A 12633-nucleotide genomic window follows, 5' to 3' on the forward strand; every position below is an offset into this window, starting at 1 on the left:
ACTGAATCACTCAAATTTTTATTAATTTTAAAACAACTAAAATGAACGGACTAAAAAAAATATTAGGTATTCTCTGGATCGCTATTGCGGTGATTGTAGGATATTTCGGAATTACAGTATTGGGAATCCCAAAAATTGCTTCCGGAAAACAGGAAGATCTGGTTTTTGGCATTATCATCCTTTTTGTACTGATGCCGATTATCTCAGGCGGAATGGCCATTTTCGGGTATTATGCCTTAAAAGGAGAATATTCTGACGATAAAATTTAAAAACAATAGGGATAATTGATGAATGGTTGCATTCATCAATTATCTTTTATCAAAAATCATGTATGAAAAAAAGACACGAACAAAAACTTATCATCCTGAGCGTAGGACTTATGATTGCTTTCAGCATTCCTATTTCATTGCTTTTTAACAGTGACAGGGAAGTTTTGGGCTATCCTATGATTCTGATCTACCTGTTCGTGATCTGGATGATCTCCATTGTGATTTCTTTTGTAATTGTAAAAAGGCATGATGAATAGTTTCGCATTATTTTTTGTAGTTCTGTTTTACCTCGCTCTTCTTTTCTTAGTTGCCCATTTAGCAGAGAAGAAAAGAAGTAAACGCTGGATCAACAATCCTTACATCTACGCCTTGTCTCTTGCTGTATACTGTACTGCCTGGACGTATTATGGGAGTATTGGCGTGGCAGCTACAAGCGGATTAAATTATCTTCCGATTTACATTGGCCCTATTATGATTATTCCGGCATGGATCTATATCAACACACGGATTGTGAGGATTTCAAGAGTCAACAAAATAAGCAGCCTTGCCGATTTTATTTCATTGAGATATGGAAACAGCAGAAGTCTGAGTGCCATTATTACTGTGGTTTGCCTTCTGGCAATTGTTCCTTATATCGGACTACAGATCAAAGCCATTTCGGAAACCTTTCATCTGGTAACGGAAACTCCGATGTCTAAAGATATCCTAACAGACAACGCCACTTTTGTAGTGGTTTTAATTGCCCTGTTTTCCTCTTATTATGGAACACGATATGTAGATGCTTCAGAAAAACGTCTGGGAATCATCTCAGCTATTGCACTGGAGAGCTTTTTAAAACTGTTTTTTATTATCATTCTTGGGTTTTTCGTGATCTATTTTGCTTTTGATGGCTTCTCAGACATTTATGAGAAAGCCAGCAAATTTGAAGATTTTAAAGAAAAAAACACCTTCAACGGAATTGAAGGTGCAATGAACTGGATGGTTCTGTGTATGATTTCCGCAACAGCCATCTGCATTCTTCCCAGACAATTCCACACAGCTATTGTTGAAAACAGGCAGGAAAAACATATCAGAACCGCCATCTGGTTTTTCCCTCTTTATCTTTTAATATTCACTGTATTTATTTTCCCGATTGCATGGGGAGGAAGGTTGATTTTTGACGGACAAAAAGTAAATCCGGAGTTCTATTCTATTCTGATTCCGCAGCATTTTGATAATACCTTAATTACAGTTTTGGTTTTTCTTGGCGGATTAAGTTCATGCATTTCAATGATTATCATCTCTGCCATTACTTTATCTATCATGCTTTCCAACAACCTCATCATTCCCTATGGGTTATTAGGAAAATTAAAATCTGAAAGTGAGGAGCAAAATACGAGAAGTATTACCAATATCAGAAAATTCAGCATTTTCGCCCTGATTATTATGGCTTTTGCCTTCTATAAATATTTCATCCTGAAGACTTCACTGGATTCCGTAGGATTAATATCATTTGTTGTTATTGCCCAACTTGCACCGGCCTTTTTCGGAGCCTTATTCTGGAGAAGAGGAAGTTATAAAGGTGCTGTAACAGGGCTTATAGCCGGATTAGTGATTTGTTATTTCGGATTGATTATTCCACAGTATTATTTTTCCTATAACCAGGAATTTAAAGGCGTAATCAGGGATATGTATGATGCTTTCGGCTTTTTCACCATTCCTTATCTGGGGAGAATTCCGCAGATCTTTTTCTGGTCAATGCTGGTGAATACAAGCCTGTTTACGATTGTTTCCGTAAGTTCAAAAGGAAATTACCGGGAAAGAAACTTTGCTGAACTGTATGTAGACATTGACAAATACATTCAAAATCATGAAAATGCTTTTATCTGGCGGGGAACAGCCTATATTTCAGATATTCAGAATATTCTGGAACGTTTTTTAGGTAAAAGCAAAACAGAGCAGGCATTAAGAATTTTTAATTTAAAATATAATATAGACTCCAAGACTGAAACTGCCGATTCAAGGTTTATTAAATTTTCAGAAAATCTTTTGGCTGGAAGAATCGGTACTGCTTCGGCCAAAATATTAATCGAAGGAGTGACGAAGGAAGATAAAATATCATTAAAAGAGGTTTTAAATATCCTCGAAGAATCTCAAGAAAATATCAGCTTAAATAAAAAACTTACCGAACAGTCTGAAGAACTGCAGAAACTTTCCGATGACCTCAGAACAGCTAACGAGAGCCTGATCATCAAAGACCGTCAAAAAGACGACTTTCTGGATTCTGTTGCCCATGAATTAAGAACTCCGATTACCGCAATCCGTTCTGCAGGAGAAATCCTGGCTGATGATGATGATATTCCCTTTGACATTAAACAGGAATTTTTGAACAATATCATCACAGAATCCGACAGATTAAGTGAAATCATCAATGATATTCTGTATCTGGACAAGTTACAGCATGGTGAAATCTCTTTACATATTCAGGAAAATAACATTATTGAAACCTATAAAAAAGCATTAAATCCGCTCCTTCATCTGATACAGCAGAAAAACATTCATTTAAGTGAGGTTAATCTTCTGAATCAATTTATATTTGAATATGATGAAGCAAGAATGATTCAGCTGTTTCAGAACATTTGGGGCAATGCCTTAAAATTCACTGAAGAACAGGGAACAATTCAAACCAAATTATTTGAAAAAGATCAACAGCTGATCATTACTATTTTCAATACCGGGAAACATATCCCGGAAGAGGATCTGGAAATGATTTTTGACAAGTTTTATCAGTCGAAAAACCAAAATATTTTAAAACCTACGGGAAGCGGACTGGGCCTGGCCATTTCCAAAAAAATTGTACAGGCACACGGAGGAAGTATAAAAGCCGAAAACAGCGGATTAGGAGTAACTTTCACCATAAGCATTCCCGGAGAAATAAAAAAAGAGAATACCCATGAAGTTGAACACCATTAAACCACTTTTATGAAAAAGATAATCATTGCAGATGACGAACACAAAATATTAATGTCGCTCGAATACAGTTTTAAGAAAAACGGATATGATGTCTATATTGCCCGTGACGGAATGGAAGTCCTGGACTTTTTGAAAACAATGGTTCCGGACATAATCCTTCTCGATATTATGATGCCTAATCTTGATGGTTACAGCACCCTGGATCTTATTAAGCAGGATGAGAAACTGAAAGACACCAAAGTCATCTTTCTGAGTGCTAAAAACAATCCCAGAGATATTGAAAAAGGATTGGAAATGGGAGCAGATGCTTATGTCACAAAGCCCTACTCGATTAAGAAACTGATGCAGCAGATTGAGGAAATGTTTTAAAAAAGAATCTAGAGCCAAGAATCAAGATATAAGACTTCAGACAACGACTTAGTAAAAAATCTTATGGCTTCGCCTGCGTGCCGCAAGCAAAAAACAAACACAAGACTATTGATATGAATACTGATATATTATTTAAACAAAGCATAGAGAATAAAGAAGACTTCTGGAAAGAACAAGCCAGACAAATAAAGTGGTTTGATTTTCCCCACCAGATTCTTTCCAAAGACGAAAATGATTACCCCCAATGGTTTTCCGACGGGAAGCTCAATATGTGCTATTTGTGTATTGACAAACATATTGAAGACGGTTTTGGAGATCAGACTGCGATCGTTTATGATTCCCCTGTAACCCATCAGAAGAAAACCTATACATTCAGTCAGGCGAAAGAGGAAATTGCAAAATTAGCTGGAGGATTGGTTTCTTTGGGGTTAAAAAAAGGAGATACCGCTGTCATTTATATGCCTATGATTCCGCAAACACTTTTTGCGATGCTGGCATGTGCAAGAATTGGGGTTATTCACAATGTAGTTTTCGGAGGTTTCGCTCCTCATGAGCTTGTTGTGAGAATTGATGACTGCAAACCTAAAGTTTTAATCACTGCCACTGCCGGAGTAGAAATTGCAAAAAGAATCCCCTACCTTCCGTTAGTGGAAAAGGCCATTGAACTGGCACAGGATAAAGTAGACAATATCGTTGTATACAATAGAAAACTGGTAGATAATCAGGACGAAATGTTTGATGGATTAATTGATTATGAAGAATTAGTAGAAAAATCAGCTCCGGCAGACTGCATTTCTGTAGAATCCACTCATCCGCTTTATTTACTTTACACATCCGGAACTACAGGTAAGCCTAAAGGTATTGTTCGCGATACCGGAGGATATGCTACTGCATTACAATTCTCAATGACTTATGTTTATGGAGTAGAACCCGGTGAAACCTATTGGGCAGCTTCAGACTTCGGATGGGCTGTAGGACATAGTTTTTCAGTATACGGGCCATTAATCAACAGAAACACAACGATAATTTTTGAAGGAAAACCCATTATGACTCCCGATGCTGGTACTTTCTGGAGAATTATTTCAGAATATAAAGTTTCGGTAATGTTTACCGCACCTACCGCTATCAGAGCCATCAAGAAAGAAGACCCCAACGGAGAACTCGTGAAAAAATATGATCTGTCCCATTTCAAAAAACAGTTTCTGGCTGGCGAAAGATGTGATGTAGCCACTCTGGACTGGTTTGCAGAGCATATTGGTGTTCCGGCAATAGATCATTGGTGGCAGACAGAATCCGGCTGGCCTATGCTTGGATTACTTACTCACGATGAAAATTATCAGATCAAAAGAGCATCTGCCGGAAAACCAGTTCCGGGATATGACATTAAAATCTTTGATGAAAACGGATTGGAGCTTGATCCTCACCATGAAGGTTATCTGGTGATCAAACTCCCTCTCCCACCCGGTGCCATGTTAGGAATCTGGAAAGATTATGCCCGTTTTGACAGCAGCTACCTATCTCAGTATAAAGGGTACTATTTCTCAGGAGACGGCGCTATTCAGGATGAAGACGGCTATATTTTCATTACAGGAAGAGTGGATGACGTAATCAACGTGGCAGGCCACAGACTTTCTACTTCTGAAATGGAAGAAATTGTTTCTTCACATCCTGATGTTGCCGAATGCGCTGTGGTAGGTATTGATGATGATTTAAAAGGACAGGTTCCTTTTGCCACGGTGGTGTTGAAGAATGGTTCAGCGATTTCTGAAACAGACATTGAAAAAGATATCATTCAGATGGTTCGCGACAAAATCGGAGCCGTAGCTTTTCTGAAAAACATAATGGTTGTCAAACGCTTACCCAAAACAAGATCCGGGAAAATTTTGAGAAAATTAATCAGAACGTTACTTGACGGTAAAGATTTTCAGATTCCATCTACGATTGATGACGAGAAAATCATTGATGAAATCCAGGAAAAAATCAAGGAATATAGGGCTTAAACGGGAAATTAAACATAAATTTAAATACATGTTTAATTCAATATAAAAATTAAACTATTAAGAGAAATAAAGATGTTAAGAAAGATTAAGTTCATCAAAGATGAATAAAATAAATAGCTTACTCTATGATCTTAACGATATTAAATCATGGAGTTGTTTAAACTTATCAAAAATATTGGATATTTCTTAAACCATTAAGAAAGATTTAAATAGTAAAGCATAGTTAAGTTAAGAGAAATCATTCTGATTTTTAAGCTTAAAGCGAAGCTCATCTTAATACTCTAAACACCTTAATGCAATCTTAATGGTTCAAAAAAATTTAAACAAGTTCCATTTAAAATTTAATGGCCTAAAAATCAGAACATAAAAATATTTATCAAAATAAAATCAATAAAAACGAAAGGGATATGAGAAATTACTTAATAGAAGATTTACCACAATATTTTGAAGACTATAAAAAGTCTATCAAAAACCCTAAAAAATTCTGGGATAAGGTAGCGGATCAAAACTTCGTGTGGTACCAAAGATGGAGCAAGGTTGTTAAGTACGATATGAATGAAGCTAAAATCACCTGGTTCAAAAATGCAAAACTCAATATTACCAAAAACTGTATCGACAGACATCTTACCATAAGAGGAGAAAAAACAGCAATTATTTGGGAACCCAACGATCCTAAGGAAGAAGCTCAACACATTTCTTACAATGAATTATACACGCGCGTTAATAAAACAGCCAATGTTTTACGTGATATGGGTATTGAAAAAGGAGACAGAGTCTGCATTTATCTTCCCATGATTCCTGAGCTGGCCGTTACGATGCTTGCCTGTGCAAAACTGGGAGCTGTTCATTCCGTGATCTTTGCCGGATTTTCGGCTTCAGCAGTGGCTTCAAGGGTAAATGACTGCGAGGCAAAAATGGTCATCACCTCAGATGGCAGCTACAGAGGAAATAAGGTTCTTGACCTGAAAAGCATTGTAGATGATGCATTGGAAAAAACGCCGACTGTTGAAAAAGTGCTTGTCGTAAAGAGAACCCACAACGAAATTACCATGAAGGAAGGCAGAGATTACTGGATGTCTGACCTGTATGAAAAGGCATCTCCTGACTTTGTCACCGTCATTATGGATTCTGAAGATCCGCTTTTCATTTTATACACTTCCGGATCTACCGGAAAACCTAAAGGAATGCTTCATACCTGCGCCGGTTATATGGTTTACACAGCCTATACCTTTAAAAATGTCTTTAATTATAAAGAAAATGATATTTATTGGTGTACTGCAGATATCGGCTGGATCACAGGACACTCTTATATCCTTTACGGACCATTATTGAATGGGGCTACCACCGTAATTTTTGAAGGAGTTCCTACCTATCCTGAACCGGATCGCTTCTGGGAAGTGATTGAGAAACATAAAATCACTCAGTTTTACACTGCTCCTACTGCCATCCGTTCTTTAGCCAAAGAAAGTGCAGAATGGGTAGATAAACATGATTTGAGCTCTCTGAAAGTTATCGGATCTGTAGGAGAACCTATCAATGATGAAGCATGGCACTGGTTCAACGATCATGTTGGAAAGAAAAAATGTCCTATCGTAGATACATGGTGGCAGACAGAAACAGGAGGAATCATGATTTCACCACTTCCTTTTGTAACCCCCACAAAACCTACTTATGCTACGCTCCCATTGCCAGGTGTACAGCCCGTTTTAATGGATGATAAACGAAATGAAATTACAGGAAACCAGGTGACCGGAAATCTTTGCATCCGCTTTCCATGGCCGGGAATTGCAAGAACCATCTGGGGCGATCATCAAAGATATAAAGAAACTTATTTCACAGCGTTCCCTGGAAAATATTTTACCGGAGATGGAGCTTTAAGGGATGAAGTAGGCTATTATAGAATTACAGGCCGTGTAGATGATGTAATTATTGTTTCAGGACATAATCTTGGAACCGCACCTATCGAAGACAGCATCAACCAACATCCGGCTGTAGCAGAATCTGCTATTGTAGGTTATCCTCATGATATCAAAGGAAATGCGCTCTATGGTTATGTTATGCTCAAAGAAACCGGAGAAGGACGTGATAAAGAAAATCTGAAAAAAGAGATCAACCAGCTCATTTCAGATCAGATCGGCCCGATTGCCAAGCTGGATAAAATTCAGTTTGTCTCAGGACTTCCAAAAACACGTTCAGGAAAGATTATGCGTAGAATCTTAAGAAAAATTGCAGAAGGTGACTTCAGTAATTTCGGAGATATCAGTACGCTTTTAAATCCTGAAATTGTAGAGGAGATCAAAAACGAAAGAATTTAAATTTAATCAATTTTTTAACCAATAGAAGCCCTGGAAATTATTTTCCAGGGCTTTTTTATTGTTCTCTTTATAATTAAAAAAAATGCGACAAGTTTTGTCGCTCCACGTAGATAATTTTACATCAGAATAAGATGAAATGTAATATAAATAACGGGAATTAAATTATTAATAGTAGGATTTACCTCACACTGCATTAAAGTGATTTTCGCATCTTAAAAAATATTAAATTCGTCACGTTTTAAGAAACTAATTACTAACTCAAAAAACATAGAATGAAAAAATTCTACATCAGTGCATTCACCCTATGCACAATCTTGGGCTTATTCGCTCAGGAAGTGGTGTGGCAGAAAGACATCAAATCCTCTACCCAGGATTTTCTAAGCCAGGTAACCACCACCATCGATCAGCAATATCTGATCACAGGAAGTTCTATACAGTCAGGAAGCGGGAAGCTGGAGGCTGGAAGTAAGCAAAACAACGGTTACGATTTCCATCTGGTAAAACTCAATCAACAAGGACAAGAAGTCTGGGAGAAATATTTCTCAGGAACCAACCATGATTATTTATCCGCAACTGTCACCACTCAGGATGGCGGATTTTTACTGGCCGGAACATCCTATTCAGGAAAAGGATTAGACAAAAAAGAAGATTCCAAAGGAGGTTCAGATATCTGGCTGATCAGAATCAATGAATTTGGCGATGAATTATGGCAGAAAACCTTAGGAAGCACTTCTGATGAAGAAGCCAGAGCGGTGATTCAAACCACAGACTTAGGATTCTTTGTCGCCGGGAATGTACAGGGCTCGTCAAAAGGCTACGGCTCCAAAGATGTCTGGATCACAAAATTGGATAAAAACGGAAAAGAATTGTCCCAATTAATCTTAGGTGGAAAAGGCTTGGATGAAGTTGAAAAAATGATTCCTACGAAAGACGGCGGTGCATTGCTGGGAATTTATTCAAGAAGCACATCTGTTAAAACAAATAATCAGCCATCAACGACTAACACTAATATTCCGTCTGACAGAACGGCAACCCATAACCTACTATCTGCAACCTCAAAGCAAAGCGATAATTTCGGTGAAGGCGATTACTGGATTGTCAAGTTAGACAAAAACGGAAAAGTAGAATGGGAAAAGAACTTTGGAGGAAAAGGTGATGACCACATCAGAACTCTTGCCTTAACTTCAACGGGCTTTATCATTGGTGGAGAATCCAGATCAGAAAGATCAGGCAATAAAACGGTAGGCCTGGAAGAAGGGACAGACCTTTGGTTGATTTCCCTAAATGAAAGAGGGGATGAACAGTGGCAGAAATCCTACAATTTCAAGAACCGAGATATTCTGATGGGAATGAGTGTGATTCAGAGCCAGGATACAAGAACCAAGAATCAAGACTTTACAAAAGGAATATTGTTGGGAGGTTATACCCAAGCTGAAGGAAGAATACAGACTGATGATGAAACGTTCTGGATGCTCTATCTGGATCAGAATGGAAATGAGCAGTGGAGAAAACACGTGAAAGGAGAATCCAGACAAAAAGAAGAAAGACTTTCAGATTTAAAACTGAACAGAGATGGCTCTATTATTTTGGCCGGAACCAGTGCAGAAGAACTGGGCAAAGAAAACTGGAAGATTGTAAAACTGGGTGATAAACAGGTTGATCAACTGATTGAAAAATATGATATCAAGATTTATCCAAACCCCGTATCAGATTATGCTTATGTAGAAATCGGCTTTGATTTCAAGGAAGCTGATATTCTCTTGTATGATATGAGTGGAAGACAGCTTCAGAGTATAAAAACAAAGAACAGAGTAACGAAGATCAATACCCAGGCTTTGGTTCAGGGAGCCTATCTGGTGACGATAAAAACTGATACCAACAAAACGGCGAATGCCAAATTAATTAAGAAATAAAAACCATGAGTAAGAAATTTGTTGTAATTATAATTTTCCTGATTTTCAACTTAGGAAAATCACAAATTGAAAGGAACTATGGGGACACGGCTCAACCTGTTCCATCAGCCTCATCTTTTTCATCCTATGTAAATACTCCGGTCTCTTTATCTACCGGAGTTCCCAATATTGGCATTCCTTTATTATCATTACCAACAGGAAATAAAGATTTTGAGATTGCTACATCACTAAGCTACCATCCCTATAATACAGGTGAAGGTAAGCCTTCCAGTGAAGTAGGACTTGGCTGGTCTTTATTTAAAGGTGGGGCTGTCATTTCAAGGATAATTAATGGTTCTGTAGATGAGTATAACTATGATGCTACGAAATCAAGTTATAAAAAGAATTTATTTGATGATATTTACTACTATGATTTACCTGGTAATTCAGGAAAATTCAAATTTGTCAGAGATACCATTAACAATACTTTTACCTTGAATAATATTTCGGGAAGCAACGTTAAAATAGAATATACCAGAGATTCTAATACAGCAACACTTATTCTTAATTCCTTCAAAATAACTGACAGCAAAGGATTTAAATATATTTTTGAGGATTACAGTGTTGCAAGAGCTGATACAAGTTCTAAAGGTTTTAATTATAAATCTGCATTCTATTTAACAAAGGTTATTGATGAAAATAATATTACGATAGCCACATTCAATTATCAGAAATACAGTAAAAATGTAAGCAGTACGAGTACTATTCTTTTATATCAGAATTGTAAAACAGAAAGTATCTCTACTTCTTACGGCAAAATTACTTTTGAAAATTTTTATGTCGGTATTAGTGATGATGACCCTTACATTATAAGAAGTCTTAGTTTATGGGATAAATCCTCTCATCTTATTACCCAATACAGATTGATTTATGATAGCTTTTACAGTTCCGCTTACCCTGTTAATGTTAATAAAGGGAAAAGAATCTTATCAAATGTTCAGAAACTTGACAGAAGTCAAACGGTAACAGAAGCCAGAGCATTCACTTATGATGATACAGGATCAGAAACCCATTACGGAGCATCTCCAAATCCTAATGAATATGGAAACTTTCTGTGTCCTGATACTACAAAGAACAATCCCCAAACCTACACACTAGGGTTACTCAAAAAAATGACGTTGCCGGAAGGCGGATATGTTGTATATAATTTTGAAGCCAATGAAGTGTATGAGAATAAAAGTACGGTACAACTTAGCACCAATCAGATTGCGGATCCAGCTTTACAATATTTAAACCTAGTTAATATAGTCAGTTACGACACAAATAATAGCAGAAGCTATACGCTTCAGGTTTCAGCGGCACAAAGATTTTTTATCAAATTTTCAATTGTTGAGGGCTATGAAATCATCAATATTCATGGCAATATTATTATTCCTCCCACCTATAAATTGTTAAGATCATCAGGAACTGAAGTCAATGGAGTCGCTAACGGCTGTTCAGAAAATGTGAAATACTATGACTTAACGCCAGGAACATATACCTTTACAATCAGCGGAAACGGGAATGGAAACATTCAAAATTATATAATCAAAAACCTTGCTGCTCCCTATAAAAACACTTCTCAATCAAAAACAGGAGCCCGCATTGCGAATATAAAATATTATGATGCTGATCATACCGTAAAAAAAGCAATGTCCTATCAATATAATTCATTGGATAATAGCGGTTCAAGCGGCAGCATATTTACCGGAGAAGTTTGTAATGAAGAATTAGGAAATCTAAACGAAACAGTATTATATAAAAACGTAAAGGAAATTTACGAAGGAACTGCCGGAAACCTTGGATATACCCAATATTATTTTAAAACTCCCGATGACTATACAAGTAATATAAATTTATATAAGCCTTATTATAACATTACCTCTACTGGCCTTTTGACAAAAAAAGAAATGTATAATCAGCAGAATCAGGTGCTTTCCAGTGAAAGTACAGATTATGTGCTTGATGAGATCAGTGGCGTACAGGAATATATTATCTGTGGGTATTACAAATCTAAAAGTGCATGGTTAAAATCAACTACAACGACATCCAAAACATTTTATGCCAATGGAAGTAGCCTGGAAGATCGTACCGAAACAGTTTTTAATGCTTCCAACTTCCAGCCCGCTTATACAAAAAACACAGCTCCGGATGGAAAAATTACAGAAAAAAGTATAAAATATCCATCAGATCTGTCAAATACCCGCTTAATCAATGCCAATATGCTTTCCGTTCCTCTTCTGTTAGAAACCAAAATAAACGGAAATGTTACCAGCAAAGGAGAAACCAGATATGATTCTGCTGATCATCTGAACCCTTCCTCTGTGGTTACTTATGATTTGAAGAACCTTACTCCTATCACCATGATGACATTTAATAAATATGACAGTAAAGGAAATCTGGTTGAAATTACAGGAAAAAATGGTATTCCTACTACTACCATCTGGGGATATTACCAGACTCAGCCTATTGCACAGATTACAGGAGTCACTTATAATCAGATAGCTAACCTGCCATCCGTTATTGCTGCTATAAATGCATCCAATGCAGATGCAGATAATCCCGCCAATGAGACATCCCTGTTACAAGCTTTGGAAAACCTGCGTAAAGATCCCGCATTACAATCTAAACCAGTTGCAGTTTATACCTATGATCCATTCATTGGGATTACACAATCGGTTTCTGCCAATGGAATCAAACTAACCTATGGGTATGACGCATCGAACAGATTAATAAAAACAACAGATTCAGAGGGAAAAACAATTAAAGAATATCAATATAACTATAAACACTAATA

General features: G+C 37.0%; 8 protein-coding genes. All 8 read left to right on the plus strand.

Translation table 11 applies throughout. The features are described 5' to 3' along the window. Positions 1-41 precede the first annotated feature (41 nt). The 8 genes from CQ022_RS17140 to CQ022_RS17175 all read left to right on the plus strand — a co-directional run bounded on the left by CQ022_RS17140 (position 42) and on the right by CQ022_RS17175 (position 12631). A complete protein-coding gene (locus CQ022_RS17140) occupies positions 42-269 on the plus strand; it encodes a DUF6814 family protein (RefSeq protein WP_034696261.1) in 228 nt (75 codons plus the stop codon). Between the two features lie 62 nt (positions 270-331). Then, positions 332-526, plus strand: coding sequence for a hypothetical protein (locus tag CQ022_RS17145; RefSeq protein ID WP_034696262.1), 195 nt, complete (start codon positions 332-334; stop codon positions 524-526). After that, positions 519-3221: an ATP-binding protein gene (locus tag CQ022_RS17150; RefSeq protein WP_165791685.1), complete on the plus strand. Its 2703-nt coding sequence runs from the start codon at positions 519-521 to the stop codon at positions 3219-3221. Before CQ022_RS17145 ends, CQ022_RS17150 begins: the two co-directional genes overlap by 8 nt. Positions 3222-3230: 9 nt before the next feature. Next, positions 3231-3590 (plus strand): response regulator transcription factor, encoded by a 360-nt coding sequence (locus CQ022_RS17155; protein ID WP_105683536.1) that lies wholly within the window; start codon positions 3231-3233, stop codon positions 3588-3590. 113 nt (positions 3591-3703) lie between these two features. Then, a complete protein-coding gene (locus CQ022_RS17160) occupies positions 3704-5590 on the plus strand; it encodes an AMP-binding protein (RefSeq protein WP_105683736.1) in 1887 nt (628 codons plus the stop codon). A 407-nt stretch (positions 5591-5997) separates the two neighbouring features. Then, positions 5998-7905, plus strand: a complete 1908-nt coding sequence (gene acs / locus CQ022_RS17165) for an acetate--CoA ligase (protein ID WP_105683537.1) — start codon at positions 5998-6000, stop codon at positions 7903-7905. A 272-nt stretch (positions 7906-8177) separates the two neighbouring features. Beyond that, a complete protein-coding gene (locus CQ022_RS17170; protein WP_105683538.1) occupies positions 8178-9818 on the plus strand; it encodes a T9SS type A sorting domain-containing protein in 1641 nt (546 codons plus the stop codon). 5 nt (positions 9819-9823) lie between these two features. Next, a complete protein-coding gene (locus tag CQ022_RS17175; RefSeq protein WP_105683539.1) occupies positions 9824-12631 on the plus strand; it encodes an RHS repeat domain-containing protein in 2808 nt (935 codons plus the stop codon). The last annotated feature ends 2 nt before the right edge of the window (positions 12632-12633 follow it).

The organism is Chryseobacterium culicis (assembly GCF_002979755.1).
In the GTDB taxonomy this organism is placed as follows: domain Bacteria; phylum Bacteroidota; class Bacteroidia; order Flavobacteriales; family Weeksellaceae; genus Chryseobacterium; species Chryseobacterium culicis_A.